This window comes from Corynebacterium auris (assembly GCF_030408575.1).
In the GTDB taxonomy this organism is placed as follows: domain Bacteria; phylum Actinomycetota; class Actinomycetes; order Mycobacteriales; family Mycobacteriaceae; genus Corynebacterium; species Corynebacterium auris.
This window is the reverse complement of sequence record NZ_CP047047.1, coordinates 1,043,616-1,063,066: the sequence shown is the minus strand read 5'-3', so window position 1 is coordinate 1,063,066 and position 19,451 is coordinate 1,043,616. Positions and strand designations below refer to the sequence as shown.

Sequence of the window (19,451 nt, the reverse complement as noted above, 5' to 3'; positions counted from 1 at the left end):
AGTTTGTTTTTCGGTAGCCCCGACTCCCGTTTTCGTTTTCGTTACACATCCCGTGGAGGTACGCTCACGGGGTGCGACAAAGCGGACAGATTCTGGGCCGGGATATCCGGCGTCTCGTGCGCGTTCCTCGCGCGTTTATCATCCTCGTCGGCGTGCTCATCACCCCGGCGTTGTACGCGTGGTTCAACATCAACGCCTTCTGGGACCCGTACGCCAACACCGAGAACATCCGCATTGCCGTGGTCAACCAGGACCAGGGCGCCACCAACGAGGATGTCGGCGAGATAGACGTCGGCAAGCAAATTAGCGAGCAGCTGGCGGATAACGACACGATCGGCTGGGAGTTTTTGCCCGAGGACGAGGCGCGCGACGGCCTCATGCGCGGCCAGTACTACGCCATGTTTCTCATTCCGCCCTCGTTCAGCGAGGACATCCTCAGCCTGGTGGAGGAAAACTACGTCCAGCCGACCCTGGAATATTACGCCAACGAGAAAATTAACGGCGTCTCCCCCACCATCACTGACGCTGGCGCCTCCGCCGTCGACTCCGCGATTGCCACCGCATTCAAACAGGAGGTGGGGCAGGCCGCGGCCCAGGAGCTGCGGGACAAGGGCCTCGAGCTGCGCGACGGCACCAACGACGCGCGCAACGAGGCCACCGGCGGTCTGGCGCAGGTGGCCGAGGGTCTCGACTCCGCCGGCCAGCGCGTCCAGGACATGAAGGCCACGATCAACGGCACCCGCCCCGTCGTCGGCGAGCTGCGCGGCCTCGTGGTCTCCGTCGACGAGACGCTGGGCAGCGTGAGCACGGCGCTTGGCGACGTCGAAGGGCTGATCAGGAGCCTCGAGGCGTCCTCCGGTGACTTCTCCGCCGCCGCCTCGACCGCGCTGATCGAGTCGACGAGCGCTCTCAACAGGGGCGCCGTCTCCGCAAACGATTCCATCACCTCCGCCACCGACCGCCTCAGCACGGCGCAGGCCCGCGTGCGCGCCGCGGTCGGCGAGGTCGACGACGTGGTCGCCCAGGGCGAGGCCGCCGTTGACCAACTGCGCGCCCTGTCCGATTCCGCGCCGCTCTCCCCCGCCATCAAGGCCACCCTCGACAGCGCGGTCAGCGCCCTCGACGAACGCACCGGCGCCTCGCGCTCCATCCTCGACGGGCTCAACGAGCTGGACCGCACCTCCGGCGCCGCCCTGGACTCACTCTCCGCGCTCGGCGACTCCCTCGAGCAGGCAGCGGGAGATTCCGCGCAGACCGCGCGCGCCGCCAGCGGGGAGCTCTCCCGCACCGTGCCCGCGATCAACTCCGCCCTGTCCCAGCTCTCCGGCAGCGTCGCCTCCGTGCGCGGGGCGCTGACAAGCCAGCGCGCCCTCACCGACGAGGCGACGGTGCTGTTGGCCGACGTGGATAACCAGCTCACCTCCTCGCTGGGCGTCCTCGACCAGGTCACCGACAACTTGAGCACCCTCGCCGAGGGCGCGCGCACCGCCCAAAGTGACATCGCCGCCCTTTTGTCCACCTCCGACTCGGAGACACTCAACAATGTCACCAGCCTGAACTCCGTGCAGATCGGCGAGTACCTGGCCGCCCCCGTGAGCGTGGACCAGCACGAGGTCTTCCCCGCGGAGAACTACGGCAGCGCGATGGCCGCGTTCTTCACCAACCTCTCGCTGTGGATCGGCGCCTTCGTGCTCACGATCATCTTCCGCGTCGAGGTGGACATGGAGGGCTTCCGTCGCCTCACCGTCGGTCAGGCGTACCTGGGGCGCTTCTTCCTCTTTGCCACGCTCTCCGCGCTCCAGGCCATCGTGGTCACCATCGGTAACATCGCCTTCGGCGTGCAGATGGAATCCGTCGCCGCGTTCTTCGCCACGGCCATCCTCACCGGGATCGCCTACACCGGCATCATCTACGCGCTCGTCTCCGCCTTCGGCCACCTCGGCCGCGGGCTTGCCGTTTTGCTCGTGGTCATCCAGATCCCGGGCGCCTCCGGGCTCTACCCCATCGAGCTCATGCCCGGCTTCTTCCGCGCCCTGTACCCCTTCCTGCCCTTCAGCTACGGCATCAATGCCATGCGCGAGACCATCAGCGGCTTCTACGGCGGCCACTACTTCCGCTACATGGCCGTCCTCTTCGCGATCTCGGCCGCCGCCATGACCCTGGGCTGGCTGTTCCGCCGCACCTCCTCCCACGCGAACCTGCTGTTCAACCGCCAGCTCGCCCGCACCGACCTGATCACCAACGAGAAGGTCGAGGTGATGGGCTCGCCCTACCGCATTTCCGACATCATGGCCGCCCTCTCGGACCGCGAAGAGTTCAGCGGCGCCGTGGCCAAGCGAGCGCGGTTCATGCACGAGAACTACCGGACCCTCATCTTCGGTGGCATCGGCGCGGGCGTGGTCGGCGTTCTCCTTATCACCGGCCTGACCATGCTGCTGCCCACGGACAAGACGGTCATGCTCGCGATCGTCGTGGCCTGGTCGCTTCTGGTCATCATCTACCTCGGCGCGGTGGAGTACTTCACGCAGAGCCTGGTGGATGCCGAGCAAGTCGCGCGCCTCGGGGACACCGAGCTGCGCGACGCAGTGGTCCACCGCCACGACTCGACCGGAACGGCGGCCACGATCAACGGCGCGCCCGCTGACGGCCACGACGAAGAGGAGAAACACTAATGCGGACGATTTTCTCCATCGCATTCAACGACCTGCGCCGCCTGTACACCAACGTGATGGCGGGCATCGTGATGGTCGGCCTCATCGCCATCCCCTGCCTGTTCGCCTGGTTCAACATCCTGGCCACCTGGGACCCCTTCGGCAACACGGAGCGGCTCAAGGTCGCCGTGGCTAACACCGACGAGGGCCACTCCAGCAGCCTCACCCCACTGTCGGTCAACGTCGGCGACATGGTGCTTTCCGAGCTCTACCGCAACGACGCGATGGACTGGGTGATCACCAGCGAAGAGGACGCGATCGAGGGGGCGCGCTCGGGCGAGTTCTACGCGGCGATCGTGTTGCCGCCGACGCTCAGCGACGACATGTTCAACTTCTACATCGGCGCCTCCGAGCCCAGCGAGATCTCCCTCTACGTCAACGAGAAGAAGAACCCGATCTCCCCGCTCATCGTCTCGGCCGGCGGTCAGGGAGTGAGCGCGCAGATCAACGAGTCCTTCACCCGGACGCTGTCCGAAGTTGCCTTCGGGCTCATCGAGACGGCCGACGACTTCCTCAACGAGGAGGAGACGATGCGCGCGCTCGACTCCATCGAGCAGCGCACCGTCAGCGTCCGCGACCAGCTCCTCTCGGGCTCCACCACCGTCGACGCGCTGGCGTCCCTGACCGAGTCGAGCGTCCCCCTCGTCGACGGGGCCCAGCGCATCGCCGATGCCGTAGGCGCCTCCTTCGACCAGATCCAGCCCGCCGACCTCGGCGACCTCGGATCGCAACTGGGCGCCGGAGCCAGCTCGCTCGGCGCGGCACTCGCCGCCACCGCGGAGAGCTACTCGGACGTTGGCGACCGCGTCGACCAGCTGCTCGCCGACGCTGGCGCTACCTCGCAGGCAACGGCCGGCACGCTCAGCGACATCGCCGCGCGTATCGACGTCCAAGTCGGGCAGTACACCACGCTGCGCGACCGCCTCAACGACGAAGTCGCCCCCGCCCTGCCCTCGGCGGTGCAGCCCCAGCTGCGCTCCGTGACCGCGGCCTTAAGCGACGCGATCGCCCGTCAGGCCGCCGTGCGCGACCGACTCAACGACGCCGCCGCCCGCGTCAGCGCCGGGCGCGCCGACGGCGACAACCGCCGCGAGATCGCTGCGTCGATCAGCGCCGCCCGCGACGCAATGGCCTCGGCGCAGGAGACCTTCGAGTCCGACGTGCGCCCGCAGCTGGAGTCTCTGGCCGGGTCTGTAGAGGACATCCGGCAAAGCGTGGACCAGGCCCGCTCCAGCATGGATGGGGTGGCCACCGCGCTGAGCAACACTCCCGGCTCGCTACGCAACTCGCTGGCCAGCGCCGGGGCGGATCTGCGCTCGATGGCCGAATCCATGCGCGAGAGCGCCGCGACGATGCAGGACGCACAGCGCGCCATCGTGCAGGCGCGCCAAGACGGCGATCTGAGTGAGCTGGCCGACCTCATTGCCAACCGCCCCGAGGAGCTCGCCGACGCCCTCGTGGCCCCCATCGAGGTGGACCGGCAGGCCGTCTTCCCCCGCGCCAGCTTCGGCGCCGGGATGACGCCGCTCTACACCGTGATCGCCCTCTGGGTCGGCGCTCTGCTGAGCGCGGTTGCGCTGCGCACCGACAAGGACTCGATGGTGCAAAACGTGGTCGACCCCGAAGACGTGACCACGGCCCAGGAGTACTTCGGCCGCTACCTCACGTTTGTGGTCACCGGTCTGGCCCAGTCGACGCTGATTATGGCCGGGCTCATCCTCTACGTGGAGATCGCGCCCGCGCACCCCTTCCTCCTGTTCGTCGCGGGGTGGGTTTCCAGCTTGGTCTTCCACATGATCTGCTACACGCTGGTGCTCTCCTTGAGCAACGCCGGCAAGGCGATCGGCGTGATCCTCCTCGTGCTGCAAGTTTCCGCCGCGGGCGGCGCCTACCCCCTGATTATGCTGCCCGGGTGGGTGCAGGGCACGAGCCCGTGGCTGCCGGCCACCTACTCCGTCTGGGCGATGCGCGCGGCCATCTTCGGCACCTACGACGGCGATTTCTGGAAGGCGATCGGCATGCTCCTGCTGTTTACGCTGCCCTTCCTCGCCCTCGGGCTCTGGCTGCGCAACCTTTTGGCCACTCCCATCGGCAAGATGGACGAGGCAGTGGCCAAGACCAAGGTCCTGCAGGGTTAGGGGCGCAGGTCGATGCGCCCGCGGACCCGCACCTCAACGCGGCCGCCGACCCAGACGTCGGTGGTGTCGTCGACAAGCTCTATGCGGCCGCGGCGGCCCACCTGCCTCCCCTGTTCGGCGACGTAGCGGGCGGGGACGAGCCCGCGCGCCCGCAGCCACTGCGCGATAGCCCCGTTCAGGCTGCCGGTCGCCGGATCCTCCCCGCTGCCGAACAGCGCCCGGACCTCGCAACGCGCCGCTCCCGTGAGCGCCACAAACCCCACCTTCATCTCGGCACCCCGCGGGAAAGGCAGCGCGCGCAACGTATCAATGCTGCGCAGCTGCACCATCTTCCAGCCCGGCCCGTTATCGCCCCACGCCGCCGCCACGATGTCTGCGCGGCGTAAAGCGAAAGCCGCGCAGATCTCGGCGATCTCCTCCTCGCTGAGCGGCTCGCCGCGGCGCAGCGGCGGCGTGGCGTAGGAAAAGGTCTCGCCGCGGACCCGCACGGGCACGAGGCCGGCGGCGCACTCCTGCACGATCGTGCCCTCCCGCGCCGGCGCGGCGCCGGTTTCCAACCAGGCCCGCGCCGAGCCGAGGGTGGGGTGGCCTGCGAAGTCGTACTCGCCGCGTGGGCTGAAGATGCGCACGCGGTAGTCAGCGCCCTGTCTCGTCGGGGGCAGCAGGAAGGTGGTTTCGGAGTAGTTCAGCCATGCGGCGACGCGGCGCATTGTCTCAGTATCCGCTCCCTCTGCACCGGCGATCACGGCGACTGGGTTGCCGACGAAGGCGCCGCCGGAGAAGACGTCGATTTCGAAGATATTGCAGCTCACGGGCTACATTCTAGAGGCGCGCAAGGCCCGCGCGTATGGTCGGTGGCGGTACTGCACGCGAAGCGAAGTAAGGAGACGACCATGACGACGACCACCCAATGGGTCCTGGCTTCCCGCCCGGAGGGCACCCCCACGGCGGAGAACTTCCGCCTCGAGGAGGCGGAGCTGCCCGCGCTCGAGGACGGCCAGATCCTCGTCGAGAACACCCTCGCCAGCGTTGACCCCTACATGCGCGGGCGCATGAACGACGCGAAGTCCTACATCGAGCCCTTCCAGATCGATCAGCCGCTCACCGGCACCGCGATCGGTACGGTGACCGAGTCCCGCTCCGAGCACTTCCAGGTCGGCGACACCGTCCGCCACTTCCAGGGCTGGCGCTCCCACGCGATCCTGCCCGCCGACAAAGCCGAGGCGATTGACACCAACGCCGCCCCGGCCGAGGCCTACCTGGGCATTTTGGGCACCACCGGGCTGACCGCTTACGTCGGCCTGACGGCTGTGGGCGAGCTGAAGGAGGGAGACGTCGCCTTCATCTCAGGCGCTGCGGGCGCGGTCGGCTCCGCCGCCGGGCAGATTGCCAAGCAGCTCGGCGCCTCCCGCGTCATCGGCTCCGCGGGCACGCCGGAAAAGGTCGAGTACGTCAAGGATCTGGGCTTCGACGACGCCTTCAACTACAAGGACGGCGACGTGAGCGGGCAGCTCGGCAAGGCGGCCCCCGAGGGTATCGACTTCTACTTCGACAACGTCGGCGGCGACCACCTCGAGGCCGCGATCGACCACTTCAACACCTTCGGCCGCGTGGCCATGTGCGGCGCGATCTCCCAGTACAACGACCGCGGCAAGGCGACGGGCCCGCGCAACCTGTTCCAGGCCGTGGGCAAGTGCCTCACGCTGCGCGGCTTCGTCTTGGGGCAGTACCGCCACCTCGACCAGGAGTTCCAGGAGCGCATCGCGCCCCTCGTCCTCGACGGCTCCATCACCTACGAGACCACGGTGCGCGAGGGCCTGGACAACATGCCGGGGGCCTTCCTCGAGCTTTTCGAGGGCACCAACACCGGCAAGATGGTCGTCAAACTTTAAGGAGGAACACGCATGCCACGCGCTCTTTTTGTCCTTTCCGCGGCAAAGGACATCACGCTTAACGACGCCACGACCCACCCCACCGGCTTTTGGGCCGGCGAGTTCGCCACCCCGTACCGCCTTTTCGCCGACGCGGGCTGGGACCTGGCGGTGGCCACCCCGGGAGGGGCGACTCCGACGCCGGACCCGGTCAGCCTCGACGAGAAAACCGGTGAACCCGACGCGCTCGACGGCCTGGACGACGTGCTGGCCCACCCGCTCCCGCTCGAACAGGTGGATTCCGCCGACTACGACCTCGTGTTCTACCCCGGCGGGCACGGCCCGATGGAGGATCTGGCAGTCAACGAGGACTCGGCGGCCCTGCTCACCGCGCGCCTGGAGGCAGATGCCCCTCTGGCGCTGTTGTGCCACGCCCCGGCCGTCGTGCTCGCGACCGCGAACGGCGAGGGGGCCTCGCCCTTCCAGGGCCGCGCACTGACGGGCTTTTCCAACGAGGAGGAGCGCGCCGGGGGCTTGGCTGACAAGCTTTCCTGGCTCGTGGAGGACCGCCTCATCGAGCTCGGCGTCGACTACATCAAGGCCGACGAGCCTTTTGCGCCACGCGTCGTCGCCGACGGGTCTCTCTACAGCGGGCAAAACCCGGCGTCCGCGGGCCCGCTCGCGCAGCTCATCCTCGACGATTTCAACGAGGACTAACCAACCCCGAGCGAACAAGCGCCCGGCCCCATGTCGGGTGCCGGGCGCTTGTTCTGTTGTACCCCGTACGGGATTTGAACCCGTGTTACCGCCGTGAGAGGGCGACGTCCTAGGCCGCTAGACGAACGGGGCGCGTTCGCTTTGTGCTTGCGACCTGTTAAACGTAATCCACCGCGACCCCGTTCAACAAATCGCCTGTTCCGGGGCCCTTTTACTCCACGCCGAGGGCCGGTCCGAGGGTGCGCCAGCTCGTGCGCAGCTCGTCCTCGAACAGGCCCCAGGTGTGGGTCCCCTCGGGCGTTTCGTACCAGTCGACGTTCAGCCCGGCGCTGCGGGCCTCGTTGGCGAAGTGGGCGGAGCAGGCGTAGGAGGCACCCTCCATCACCATCGGGAAACCGAGGCGCTGCACCCGGGAGGACAGGCCGGTTCCGCCGTCGATGGCCCCTGGCACGCCCATGGAGGCCGCGACGAACAGGTCGACCCCGCGCAGGGACTCGAGGTTCAACACCGGCGAGTGCGCGAACCAGGCGGCGTCACCGGGCAGGCCCCACATGTTCACCGGGTTGGCGCCGTTCATGAGCACCGCGGCTGCCGTCCATGCGGCGCCGATCGCGCCCGAGGTGGCGGGGCAGCCGGAAAAGGAGCCCGCGGCGACAAAGCGCTCCGGGTCGTAGCCGGCGATGGTCAGGGCCGGCCCCCCGGACATGGAGACACCAGCGATCGCGTCGCGGCCGGTGCCGAAGAAGTGGGCGTCGATAAGCTGCGGAAGCTCCCTCGTCATGTATGTGGACCAGCGGTTGGTGCCGGTGACGGGGTCGTCGCGGTACCAGTCGGCCTGCATGGAGGAGACCGAACCCTTCGGGGTGACCACGTTGATGAGCTTGTCGGCGAAGAATTCCTCGTAATCGGTGGCGGTCCGCCACGTGATGCCGCCGGCGGCGCCGTCGGCCCCCATCATGAGGTACAGGGTGGGGCGCGGTTCGGTGTTGTCTGGCCCGCCCGGCAGGAGGATCTCGTTCTGCACGTTTCGCTGCATGGAAGGCGAGTACACGGTGAGCTCGTAGACGTTGCCCTCGATGTGGGCGAGGCTGACGAACTCCGCCGCGGGCGCGGACATGTCCGGGTAGGTCGGCGTTGGATCCGTGACCGCGGAGCTCAACGGCTGGCTGCTCAGGCCGACGTTCTGGTACAGAGCCGAGCCGAAGATACCCCGCCCGAGGATCGCCAGCATCAGCGAGGGCACGGCCAGAGGCGGAACGTGAGAAAGCATGCTTGCCGACGCAAAGGGCACGCTCGCCGCATCGAGGACGCTCGAGCCCGTGTAGCTGGGCAGCCCCGTAATGACGGAGGACAGCGGGTTCACTGTGGACAGCCCGACGGTTTCCGGGGGCAGGGCCTGTGCGTTTGCGGTCGGCGCCGCGGTAACGGCGGGAAGCGCCACAGCGGCGGCGAGGGCGGCTGCGGACAGGCCGTTGACAGTTAAACGAGGCTTTTTTTCAACGTACCCCGGGGCCGTATGAAGGGGAAATCATAGGAAAACTGCGCCAACAGCAGCAGAAGCTATGACGACAGCCCAAGCAGGCAGCTTCCACCCCTGCAGCGCGGTAAAGGCGGCAAGAGCCACCGCCATCGTCGCCGGGCCCGTCACCCCCGCGGTGAACACGGGCGTGTACAGCGCCGCACCCAGGATGCCCACCACTGCGGCATTGGCCCCCGCCAAGACGCTGGCGGCGGCGGAGTGGTGGCGCAGCGTCTCCCAAAACGGCATGGCGCCGACGACAAGGAGCGCAGCGGGCACGAAGATCGCCACCGTGGCCACAATCGCGCCCCACCACCAGCTGATCCCCTCGGCGCTCGCGCCGAGGAAGGAGGCGAAGGTAAACAGCGGGCCCGGCACGGCCTGGGCCGCGCCGTAGCCGGCAAGGAAGGTGTTGTGATCCACGAGCCCGGCGGGCACGGTCGCCTGCTCGAGCAGGGGCAAAACGACGTGCCCGCCCCCGAAGACCAGCGCGCCCGCACGGTAGAAGGTGTCGAGGATCTGCACCCCCACCTCGTCGACGGCGCGGTTGAGAACCGGAAGCAACACGAGACCCGCGGCGAAAAGGACGAGGCAGACCACCGCGAGCGGCCGCGGCACCCGGTTCGGCGCTGTGCGCTCCCCTTCCCCGTCCGGCGCCGGGGTGTCGGCGCGGCGCAACAGCGCCCACCCCGCGGCGGCGCCGAGGACGATCACGGCCACCTGCACGAAGGGGTTGGTGACCAGGAGAACGGCGATCGCCGCCGCTGCTGCGATCAGGGCGCGCCACTTGTCCGTCACCAGGTTTGTCGCCATGCCGAGCACCGCGTGAGCGACGACGGCCACAGCCGCGACCTTGAGCCCTGCCAGCCACCCGGCGCCCTCGATGTCGCCGAGGTTGGCAACCCCGAGCGCGAAGAGCACCATCAACAGCACCGACGGCAGAGTGAAGGCCACCCAGGCCGCGGCCATCCCCGCGAACCCGGCGCGGCGCAGCCCCAGCGCCATGCCGACCTGGCTCGAGGCCGGGCCGGGGAGGAACTGGCACAGGGCGACCAAGTCGGCGTACTCCCTCTCCCCCAGCCACTTGCGGCGCTGGACGAACTCCTCGCGGAAGTAGCCGAGGTGGGCAACGGGCCCGCCGAAAGACGTCAGGCCGAGGCGCAGGAAGGCGCCGAAGACTTCAGCGGCGCCACCGGTTTTCTGTTCATTCACCGTAACACCGTCTCACATTATGCGCGGGCGCGCTGGACCTCGCCGCGCAGCACCTCGACGATGCGCGAGATCTCGGCTGCGGAAAGCGGTGCGGGCAGCGTGAAGCGCAGCGCGGAGCGGGCGAGGTCGGCGTCGATCCCCATCGCCAGCAGCACCGGCGAGGGCTCGGATTGCCCGGCGCGGCAGGCGGAACCGGAGCTGACGGCATAGCCGGCGACGTCGAGGGCGACAAGCAGCGCCTCGCCGCTGACCCCGTCGACGACGAAGGAGGCGTGGTTGGGCAGTCGCTGGGTCCGGTGCCCTGTCAGACGCGCCCCGGGTACGCCTGTTTCCACCGCGCGGATGAGCTCGTCGCGCGAGCGCATGAGCTCCACGGCGCGCGTGCCGGCGCGCGCTGTGTGGGCGGCAACAGCCGCGGCGAATCCCGCGATGCCGGCGACGTTGTGGGTGCCGGAGCGGCGCCCACTTTCCTGCCCGCCGCCGTGGATGACCGGCTCGAGCGGAGCGTCGCGCGGCAGGATGAGCGCGCCGACTCCCTGGGGCCCGCCGAACTTGTGGGAGGCGATGGCCATGCTGGCCACCGCGGGCCCGGGCCAGCCGCCGGCGGCGAGGCTGAGCGGGAGGTTCGCCGCCGCCTGCACGGCGTCGACGTGGCAGGGCGCGGCGCAAAGCAGCTCGCCGGGGTCGGAGACGGTGCCGACCTCGCCGTTGGCAAGCCCCACCGCGATCAGGGAGGCATCCTCGGGCGCGCGCGTGTCGACGCTCCCCTCGCCGTCCACCTCCAAGAAGCGCACCTCGAACCCGTGGACGCGGGCGAGGTAGTCGCAGCTGGCCAGAACCGAGGAGTGCTCGGCGCGGGTGGTGTAAATGCGCCGCGAACCGGGCTCGGCGAGCGCGCGGCCGATGATGCCGAGGTTGTTCGCCTCCGTGCCGCCGGAGGTGAACACCACCCCGTCGGGGCGCACCCCGAAGGCGGCGGCGATGCGCTCGCGGGCGTGTTCGACCTCTCGGGCGGCCCATTGCCCGGCCGAATGCACGCTCGACGGGTTGGCGCTGCCGGCGTCCCACACCCTCAGCATCGCCTCGCGCGCCTCGGGGCGCAGCGGGGCCGTGGCGGCGGCGTCGAGGTAGGTCACGCCGCGGCGTCCCTGATCTCGTCCAGCCCCAGGTCCAGCGAGCCGGCGCTGTGGGTGAGCTTGCCCACGGAGATGACGTCGACCCCGGTGGCGGCGATGGCGGCGACTGTGTCCAGGCTGACGTTGCCGCTGGCCTCGGTGGCGGCGCGGGCGCCGATCAGTGCGACGGCCTGCCGCAGCTCATCGGGGGTGAAGTTGTCCAGCATGATGCTGTCCACCCCGGCCGCGAGGACGGGTTCGATCTGGTCGATGCGGTCGACCTCGACCTCGATGTGGGTGGTGTGCCCGACGCGGGAGCGGATGAGCCGCAGCGCCTGCGTGGCGTCCCCGCCGAGCGCGGCCAGGTGGTTGTCTTTGACCATGACGGCGTCCGAGAGGCCGTGGCGGTGATTGTGGCCGCCGCCGGCGCGCACGGCGTGCTTTTCGAAGGCGCGCAGCCCCGGCGTGGTCTTGCGGGTGTCCGCGATGCGCACATCGTAGCCCGCGACGGCGTCGACGTAGCGCGCCGTGAGCGTGGCCACCGCGCACATGCGCTGAGCGAAGTTGAGGGCGACGCGCTCGGCGGTGAGGATGCCGCGGGCCGGGCCCTCGATGAGGGCGAGGCGGTCCCCGGCGCCGAAGCGGGCGCCCTCGGCGGCGAGCCTGGTGACCGAGATGGCCGGGTCGGTGAGCGCGAAGGCCGCGCGCACGACCTCTCCCCCGGCGAACACGCCCGGCTCGCGGGCAACGAGGGCGGTGCGCAAGCGCGCGTTGTCGGGGATGGCGGCGTGGACGGTGATGTCGCCCCAGGGCGCGTCCTCGGTGAGGGCGGCCGTGACGGCGGCGGTGATTGCGTGGTGGGTGAGCATGGTGCCTTTCCTAGACGGCGCGCAGCACAAGCGGGCGCGCCTGGGTGGGGTCGGTGTCGGGGTAATCGAGGCGGCGGTGGGCGCCGCGCGATTCGGTCCGCGCGGCCGCGGCGGTGGCCATGAACAGGCCGACGGAGGCGACGGTGCCGCCGCCGGCGCTGAGGACGCGGGCGGTAGCGGCAATCCCCTCGGCGGTGCGCTCGACCGCCAGCCCCGCGCCGATCGCCGCGCGGGCGGCGGCGTCATCCTCCGGGTTTGCGCCCGCGGGCGCGGCGACGTCGAGGATCTCCCCCGCCGTCCGCGGCGTGCGCCAGGGAGTGCCGGCTGCGGCGGCGGTGCCGGCCGCGGCGCCGAACACCAGGCCCTCAAGAAGCGAGTTCGAGGCCAGCCGGTTCGCCCCGTGGACCCCGGTGCGCGCGGCCTCGCCGACGGCGTAGAGCCCGGGCACGGTAGTGCGCCCCTCAAGGTCGGTGACAATCCCGCCCATGCAGTAGTGCGCGGCCGGGGCGACGGGGACCAGCTCGCGGGCCCAGTCGATCCCGGCCTCGGCGAGGCGCGCGCTCACGCCGGGGAACCGGCGCGACAGGCCTTCGACGTGGCGGGCGTCGAGCCACACCGTTGCCCCCGCCTCACGCAGCGCGCGGTGGATCCCGGCGGAGACGACATCGCGCGGGGCGAGCTCGCCGCGCGGGTCGACCTCAAAGAGGAAGCGATTCCCCTCCCCGTCGACGAGGTGCGCCCCGGCGCCGCGCACGGCCTCGGAGATGAGGGCGCCCGTGCCCTCGAGCACGGTCGGGTGGAACTGCACGAACTCCATGTCGGCGAGCAGCGCGCCGGCGCGGGCGGCGGCGAGGATTCCCCCGCCCGTCGCCCCGGGCGCCCCCGTCGAGCGCGGGTAGACGCCGCTGTAGCCGCCGGTGGCGAGGATGACCGCGTCGCCGGCGAGGGAATCAAGGCCGGTGATCTGGCCGTCGATTAGCGACAAGCTGAGGCCGCTTCCGGCCGCGTGGTGGATGCGCGGGGTGGCGCCCACGCGGGCGGCGAGGAAGCGGTGCAGCTCGGCGCCTGTGCGATCGCCCCCGGCGTGCGTGATCCGCGCCACGGAGTGCGCGCCCTCCAGGCCGAGGCCGGGATCAGCGGGAAAACCCGCCTCACACAGAGCACGCACCTCGCGCGCGCCGCGTTCGGCGAGGTGTAAAGCCGCATGCTTATCGACGAGCCCCGCGCCCGCCGCGACCGTGTCGCGCGCGTGCGCCGCCGGGGTGTCGCCCGGGCCGATCGCGGCCGCGATCCCGCCCTGCGCGAGCTGGGTCGAGCCCGGGCTCGAAGCGATATCTTCGCCCGGGTAGACGAGCGTCACCTCGGCTGCCTGCGCGGCGGCCAGCGCGGCGCTGAGGCCCGCCACGCCCGCGCCTACGACGATGACGTGCCTCATGGCTTCGCGGCGAGCATGCGCTCGAGCGCGACGCGGGCGTCGGCGGCGACCTCATCCGGCACCACGATGCGGTTGGGGGTTTCGCCCTCGAGCAGCGCCTCGAGCACCCACGCCAGGTAGGCGGGGTGGATGCGGTACATCGTCGAGCAGGGGCAGACGACGGGATCGAGGCAGAAGATCGTGCGGTCCGGGTACTGCTGCGCCAGCCGGTTGACCATGTTGATCTCGGTCCCGATAGCCAAGACGCTACCCGGCTCGGCGGCCTCCACCTCCCGGCGGATCACCTCGGTCGAGCCCGACACGTCCGCCGCGTCCACGACGGGCGCCGGGCACTCCGGGTGGACGATGACGCGCACGCCCGGGTACTCAGCGCGCGCCCGCTCAATCTGGGCGACCGTGAATCGCTTGTGCACCGAGCAAAACCCGTTCCACAGGATCACCTTGGCATTTTCCACCTGCTCGGGGGTGTTGCCGCCGAGCGGCTGGTGTGGGTTCCACATGATGATCTGCTCGTCGGCGATGCCCATCGCGCGCGCGGTGTTGCGCCCGAGGTGCTGATCCGGCAAGAACACCACGCGTTCGCCGCGTTCGAAGACCCACTCCAGTACGGTGCGCGCGTTGGAGGAGGTGCAGACAATTCCCCCGTTGCGCCCGCAAAACGCCTTGATGTCCGCGGAGGAATTCATGTAGGTCACCGGCACGAGCGGGGCCCTGGCACCGTCCTGCGGCAGCACCTCGGTCAGCTCCTCCCAGCACGCCTCGACCTGGCCGATGGAGGCCATGTCCGCCATAGAGCAGCCGGCGGCCAAGTTGGGCAGGAGGACCGCCTGGTTGTCGCCGGAGAGGATGTCGGCGGTCTCCGCCATGAAGTGCACGCCGCAGAAGACGAAGGCCTCCGCCTCGGGGTGCTTCTTCGCCGCCTGGGCCAAGTTGAAGGAATCGCCGACGAAGTCCGCGAACTTCACAATCTCGTCACGCTGGTAGAAGTGGCCGAGAATCTTCACCCGGTCGCCGAGCTTCTTTTTCGCCTCCTCGATCATGGCGTCGAGCTCCGCGGGGCTGGCCTGCGTGTAGCGCGCGGGCACGGGGCCCTGCCGAGGCGCCACCGGCGGGAAAGCGTCGGCCCGGGAGGCGCCGGGGCCGTAGGAATTATTCTGGTCCACCTCCCACGGCTCGGCGGGCAGCTGCGCGTCGCAGGTCTGTTCCTCCCTGCGCGCGGCTGTGAGAATAAGGTTGGTTACCGAGGTCATTGTTCTAGTTCCTATCTGTTGTCGCGAACCTGTACAGCTTTGCCGGGCGGTGTTTCGTACCCACCTGGGTCGCCCCGGTCTCGACGATCTCGCCAGACGCGAGCGCCTGGCGGCGAAAATTGGCCGGGTCAACCCGTTTGCCCACGAGGATCTCGTGGACCCCGCGCAGCTGAGCGAGGGTGAACTGGCGCTCCAAAAAACGGTGCGCCAGGAAGGTCTGCGTGGCACGTCGTCGCAGCCGGTCGATTCCGGTGCGGATGATCTCCGCGTGGTCGAACGCCAGTTCCGGCAGGCGGCCGACGGGGAACCACGCGACGTGCGGGTCGTCGATAAGCTCGCTGCCCTGGAAGTCCGAGCCCCTGTACTGGGCCCAGTAGGCGATGGTGACTGTGCGTTCGGCCTGGGCGGAGCGCTCGACGGAGCCGAAGGCGTAGAGCTGCTCCAGGAAGTTCGGCTCCGCGCGCGCGGCGGCCACGAGCGTCTCGCGTGCCGTCTGCGTTAGCGTCTTGTTCCACTCCGTTGGGCCGCCCGGCAGCGCCCAAGTGCCTTTGTACGGCGGGCGCGTGCGCCTGACCAACGGGATCCGCAAAGATGCCGACCTTTCGGCAGATGTGGCCGGCGGGGCCAGGGAAAAGGCCACGGTGGACACCGCCACCGACGGACCCTGCCTTTTCCGTTCGGCGACGTTGAGGCTGTGCCACCCTCTCATGTCGGCCTCCTGCGGCTACTTAGTGTCAGTTTGACCTTAAGTAAGGGTAGGCCGCCGCGGGGAGGCGGTCAATAAATTGATTCAGCCCTGCGGGTGCCGGGGGTTGAGCAGGCCGGAGCCCGAGGGCGCGTGAGCGGGGTCGTGGCCTTCCTGGAGCGGCGCGTTTTCCTCGTCAACAAAGACGATGCGGGGGCGGTAGCTGCCCAGCTCTTCGGCACTGTACTGCGCGTATCCGATAATGATGACCAGATCGCCGGGGCTGATCAGGCGTGCCGCTGCGCCATTGATGCCGATGACGCCGCTGCCCCGGTCGCCGGTGATGGCGTAGGTGGTCAGCCGATTGCCGTTGTTGATGTCCACGATATCGATCTGCTCGCCCTCGAGGATGTCGGCGGCATCCATCAGGTCGGCGTCGATAGTGCAGGATCCCACGTAGTGCAGGTCCGCCTGCGTCACGGTAGCCCGGTGGATCTTGGATTTCAGCATGGTGCGCAACACGCCGAGAACTCTATGCCCCCAGCTCCCGGATCGCCTAACCGCGTGTGCTGCGCCACCTTTTTGAAAACGTATTGAAAACGCGCGCGCGATCATGTTTAATGAAAACGTACTGAAAATCAGCGACCAAGGAGGCGAGCATATGAGCACGCACACCATTCACGAAACGCACGAGCACACCCACGGCGCCGGCTGCGGCCACGTCGCGGTGCCCCACGGCGACCACGTCGACTACGCCCACGACGGCCACCTCCACCGCGAGCACGACGGCCACTGGGACGAGTGCGAGACCTCCGAACACCACGTGCACGAGGACCACCCGCACGTCCACGGCGAGGGCTGCGGCCACGTGGCCGTGCCCCACGGCGACCACGTCGACTACATCCACGACGGCCACCGCCACGCCGCCCACGACGGCCACTGGGACGACCACTAATCGCTCCCACGCACGCAAGCGCGGACGCACGTTTTCGGTGCGTCCGCACCTTTTCTTTCGCTACTCGACGTCCAAAGCCGGCCAATTGTTACCCAGGTTGCCGGGAGCTGGCGGCGGAACAGGCCCCAGTTGTGCGTGCCCTCGTCGAACTCGTAGAAGTCGACGTCGAGTCCGGCCTCGCGCGCCTCGTCGACGAAGTAGCGGGTGCAGGTGTACGCGAACTGCTCGTCGACGACCAACAGCGGCGCCGGGGAATCCTTAACGGGCTCGTCGAGCGTGGCGATGTGCAGGGCGGGCCCGCCCGACATCGACATCCCCGCGATGGCGTCGTGTCCCGTGCCGTGGAATGGGGCGTCGATTAGCGGGGGAAGCTTCTTCGTCACATAGGTCGTCCACTTGTACAGGCCGACAGTGGGGTCCTCCTGCGCCCAGTCCGCCTGCTGCGAACCGATCGCGCCGCTCGGCGTGACCACGTTGATGAGCTTGCCGCGGAAGAAGTCGGGTGCGCTGCCGGACCCCGCCCTCCCGCCGCCTCCCACACCGCCGAGGAGGTAGAAGGTCGGCCGCGGCGCTGTGTTGTCCGGCCCACCCTCGGGCAGGACAAGGTCGTTGGTGATGTTGCGCTGCATCGACGGCGAGGACACCGCGAGCTCCCACAGGTTGTCGCGTACGTGCTCGAGGCTGACGAACTCCGCCGGCGGGGCGTCCGGGTCCTGGAAGGTGTCGGCCGCGGTCAGGGTGAAGGATGTAAGGGCTACTGCCACGCACAGCGCCACGCCGCGGCGATGGCGAATTTTCACCCAAAACTTTACCCGATAGTCACCTTGGAAACTACTTGTTACCGCCGCATAGCTCGCCATGTGAGGGGTTCGTGAGCCGTCCCAAGCTCGACCCCGTTTCAGCAGACGGCGGCCCATAAACGACGGAGCCTCGTCAACACAACACCGCCCGACATCACCAACGCAGCCTCCTTTACACGGCTCAACGATCCCCTCACTGCCGACGCGAGCCTGGCCATCGTCGCTACCCGGGCCGGCAGCAGACCAACCACTCTGCAGAGCCGATTCGAGCCGTTCTGACTCATCGACGTACCTGATCCCACGCCCGCCCACACTGGGCGCATCTACACCGCAGCCAGCTGCCTGCTCGCCGCGGCAACCGCCGGCCACGTCATCGCGTGTCCCCTGGCGCCGGCGCGAAACCACAGCCGCCTACACCGCCTTGTTCGAGCGCTTCGCCGCTATACCGATCAAAGTCACAAACGGCGGCCCAAAAGCCGCAAGCGCGATCAAGAACAGCTGGCCCACCAGCAAAGCCCAACGCCGCCTGCTCCACATCCAACGCGTCGTGCGCCGTCACACCACTTCCCGACGGCGGATCAACGCCGAACGGGCAATCTACCAACTCGGATTGAACCTTACGAAGATCCACACCCTCGACGCGGTTATGACTGGTCGCGTCATGCATCGGTGGGAGCCGCTGGTCCCGACGTGGCAAAATGAAGTACGCAGCATCTTCGGATTTTCGGTGCGTTATTGAATGGTATTGGTCTTGGTCACATTGCAGCCGATAGTGATCCAGCCTAAAGGACCATGTTGCCTAAAGACCTGTTTGGCGCCGCCACACAAGAGATGGAAAAGACTGAAGAAAGGATCTCTTTAGCAGGGCCTCTTGCCGCTTGCGGCATACATCCTTTCCGGGCTGCTAATGAAACAGTTTCTTCATTAGCAGGCTGCGTCAACAATGATAAGCGAATTCTACACACTTTTAACGTAATCCAAATGCCTCTTTTCGTAAAAGGATTCTCGTGAAATCAACGATATTGAGATCACCCCTTAACAGGTGTGTACGAACGTACCCTCATCGGTGGATGCGCTTGTTGACGAGGCCTTGAGGGCATAGTCTCAGAAGTGCCGGGAAAACGCTTCGCGGCACACTGTTCGAGAGCTTGCGTCAACCGTAGACGCTGAATTGCTCTGAAATTGATCTGACGCTAGAGGAGATCATATGCGGTATAAGAATACTCTTGCGGCCGTGCTTGTCGCCGCCGCGATCATTCCAGCGGGCGCAGCATCCGCTCAGGACACTCGCCAGCTCGCGACTTCGTATTCACTATCGGCTGTCAATGAAGGGCGCGATGTTGTAGTTTCGCTCGAGGATGGCTTCAGTTTCGATACTATCGACGGGCAAACGGTGGTGAGGGACCCGCAAGGGGTCGTTTCGGAAGCGATGCCCACTGGTGCAACGGATTCTGACGGCGAGGAAATTGGATTCTTCTATGAGAAAATCTCCGACAGTGAGCTTCTGGTGGTTAAGACCGGCCCGAATGGCACTGTGGCCTATGGATGGTGGTCCGATTGGGGCAAGTGCGTCGCAGGTACAGCGGGTTCCGCTATAGGCGGCGGGGCCGCAGGTGGACCTTGGGGTGCTGTCGGGGGCGGTTTGGTCGGCGCCGCATCTTTTTGCTAACCGGCCACGGCCCAAAACTATCGTTGGAAGGGGATACTAAATGAGCTTCACCGGAAATCCACAGAAGAAAGTGAACATCGGAATTGGATTGGTGCTTGCGTCTGTCGCGTGCATTATTGCGTTAGGGACCGTGGCGGTTCCCCTCTTTCTTATCAGCATGATGTTCCTTGGAACATCCGCAAGGGCGATGTCCAAAAGGACCGGCGAAAATTAGCGCAGGTTCCAGCCCGAACGCCTGGAGTGAGGTGTTTTCCGATCACCTACGTCCTAGATGGGGCATGACTGGGGGGTTTTACCCAGATCCCCACGGTTCGTTTCCCGGGCATGTAGGGCAATGTACATCGTTTAAAAAATGAGTTGGAGAGCTTTAGTCCACCCGCCCAAGGCGTCCTGCGAGAAAGATTTAATTTTCTTGCGTTTACGTTCTGCCTCTGCTGAGGAAGGACTGCGCACTATGCCTAGGAAGGATTCTGTCGAGGTCAAGGAGAAGGCGGTCCGTCAGATC

17 protein-coding genes and 1 tRNA gene are annotated in these 19,451 nt (G+C 67.7%); 7 read left to right on the top strand and 11 right to left on the bottom strand.

Features of this window, described 5'->3' with window-relative positions; genetic code table 11:
- Positions 1-71: 71 nt before the first annotated feature.
- Together CAURIS_RS05105 and CAURIS_RS05100 are read left to right on the top strand one after the other, a co-directional pair.
- A complete protein-coding gene (locus CAURIS_RS05105) occupies positions 72-2,672 on the top strand; it encodes a YhgE/Pip domain-containing protein (RefSeq protein WP_290343127.1) in 2,601 nt (866 codons plus the stop codon).
- Positions 2,672-4,849, top strand: a complete 2,178-nt coding sequence (locus tag CAURIS_RS05100; RefSeq protein WP_290343125.1) for a YhgE/Pip domain-containing protein — start codon at positions 2,672-2,674, stop codon at positions 4,847-4,849. Before CAURIS_RS05105 ends, CAURIS_RS05100 begins: the two co-directional genes overlap by 1 nt.
- Here CAURIS_RS05100 and CAURIS_RS05095 read toward each other — a convergent pair.
- The gene (locus CAURIS_RS05095) at positions 4,846-5,661 is read right to left on the bottom strand and encodes a PhzF family phenazine biosynthesis protein (protein WP_290343123.1); all 816 of its coding nucleotides are present in this window, start codon (positions 5,659-5,661) and stop codon (positions 4,846-4,848) included. The genes CAURIS_RS05100 and CAURIS_RS05095 overlap by 4 nt on opposite strands.
- A gap of 81 nt (positions 5,662-5,742) precedes the next feature.
- Between CAURIS_RS05095 and CAURIS_RS05090 the strand changes: the two genes are divergently transcribed.
- Both CAURIS_RS05090 and CAURIS_RS05085 read left to right on the top strand, forming a co-directional pair.
- Complete coding sequence (locus CAURIS_RS05090) at positions 5,743-6,741, top strand: NADP-dependent oxidoreductase (RefSeq protein WP_290343122.1); 999 nt, start codon at positions 5,743-5,745, stop codon at positions 6,739-6,741.
- Positions 6,742-6,753: 12 nt separating this feature from the next.
- Positions 6,754-7,437 (top strand): type 1 glutamine amidotransferase domain-containing protein, encoded by a 684-nt coding sequence (locus CAURIS_RS05085; RefSeq protein ID WP_290343121.1) that lies wholly within the window; start codon positions 6,754-6,756, stop codon positions 7,435-7,437.
- 59 nt (positions 7,438-7,496) lie between these two features.
- Here the strand turns inward: CAURIS_RS05085 and CAURIS_RS05080 are convergent.
- From CAURIS_RS05080 to panD, 9 genes are all read right to left on the bottom strand, one after another.
- Positions 7,497-7,569 (bottom strand) — tRNA-Glu (locus CAURIS_RS05080).
- Between the two features lie 79 nt (positions 7,570-7,648).
- On the bottom strand, positions 7,649-8,878 hold the full coding sequence (locus CAURIS_RS05075; RefSeq protein WP_290343120.1) for an alpha/beta hydrolase: 1,230 nt from the start codon (positions 8,876-8,878) through the stop codon (positions 7,649-7,651).
- Positions 8,879-8,965: 87 nt separating this feature from the next.
- Positions 8,966-10,168 (bottom strand): chromate efflux transporter, encoded by a 1,203-nt coding sequence (gene chrA, locus CAURIS_RS05070; RefSeq protein WP_290343119.1) that lies wholly within the window; start codon positions 10,166-10,168, stop codon positions 8,966-8,968.
- Between the two features lie 17 nt (positions 10,169-10,185).
- Entirely contained in the window at positions 10,186-11,304 is a 1,119-nt protein-coding gene (locus CAURIS_RS05065; protein WP_290343118.1) for a cysteine desulfurase family protein, read from the bottom strand.
- The gene (gene nadC / locus CAURIS_RS05060) at positions 11,301-12,152 is read right to left on the bottom strand and encodes a carboxylating nicotinate-nucleotide diphosphorylase (protein WP_290343117.1); all 852 of its coding nucleotides are present in this window, start codon (positions 12,150-12,152) and stop codon (positions 11,301-11,303) included. Before nadC ends, CAURIS_RS05065 begins: the two co-directional genes overlap by 4 nt.
- A gap of 10 nt (positions 12,153-12,162) precedes the next feature.
- Positions 12,163-13,587: an L-aspartate oxidase gene (locus CAURIS_RS05055; RefSeq protein WP_290343116.1), complete on the bottom strand. Its 1,425-nt coding sequence runs from the start codon at positions 13,585-13,587 to the stop codon at positions 12,163-12,165.
- Positions 13,584-14,837: a quinolinate synthase NadA gene (nadA, locus tag CAURIS_RS05050; protein ID WP_290343115.1), complete on the bottom strand. Its 1,254-nt coding sequence runs from the start codon at positions 14,835-14,837 to the stop codon at positions 13,584-13,586. Before nadA ends, CAURIS_RS05055 begins: the two co-directional genes overlap by 4 nt.
- A 4-nt stretch (positions 14,838-14,841) precedes the next feature.
- Entirely contained in the window at positions 14,842-15,546 is a 705-nt protein-coding gene (locus tag CAURIS_RS05045; RefSeq protein WP_290343114.1) for an NUDIX hydrolase, read from the bottom strand.
- A gap of 81 nt (positions 15,547-15,627) precedes the next feature.
- A complete protein-coding gene (gene panD / locus CAURIS_RS05040; protein WP_290343112.1) occupies positions 15,628-16,044 on the bottom strand; it encodes an aspartate 1-decarboxylase in 417 nt (138 codons plus the stop codon).
- Between the two features lie 139 nt (positions 16,045-16,183).
- On the opposite strand from panD, the gene CAURIS_RS05035 reads away from it, so the two are divergent.
- A complete protein-coding gene (locus CAURIS_RS05035) occupies positions 16,184-16,477 on the top strand; it encodes a hypothetical protein (protein WP_290343111.1) in 294 nt (97 codons plus the stop codon).
- Here CAURIS_RS05035 and CAURIS_RS05030 read toward each other — a convergent pair.
- On the bottom strand, positions 16,474-17,277 hold the full coding sequence (locus CAURIS_RS05030) for an alpha/beta hydrolase-fold protein (protein WP_290343110.1): 804 nt from the start codon (positions 17,275-17,277) through the stop codon (positions 16,474-16,476). The two genes, CAURIS_RS05035 and CAURIS_RS05030, sit on opposite strands and share 4 nt — an antisense overlap.
- A gap of 421 nt (positions 17,278-17,698) precedes the next feature.
- Between CAURIS_RS05030 and CAURIS_RS11695 the strand changes: the two genes are divergently transcribed.
- Positions 17,699-18,016 carry a hypothetical protein gene (locus CAURIS_RS11695; protein ID WP_435384029.1) on the top strand — a complete coding sequence of 106 codons (318 nt, stop codon included), beginning with the start codon at positions 17,699-17,701 and terminating at the stop codon, positions 18,014-18,016.
- Positions 18,017-18,511: 495 nt separating this feature from the next.
- On the top strand, positions 18,512-18,946 hold the full coding sequence (locus CAURIS_RS05020) for a hypothetical protein (RefSeq protein ID WP_290343109.1): 435 nt from the start codon (positions 18,512-18,514) through the stop codon (positions 18,944-18,946).
- Positions 18,947-19,451 lie beyond the last annotated feature (505 nt).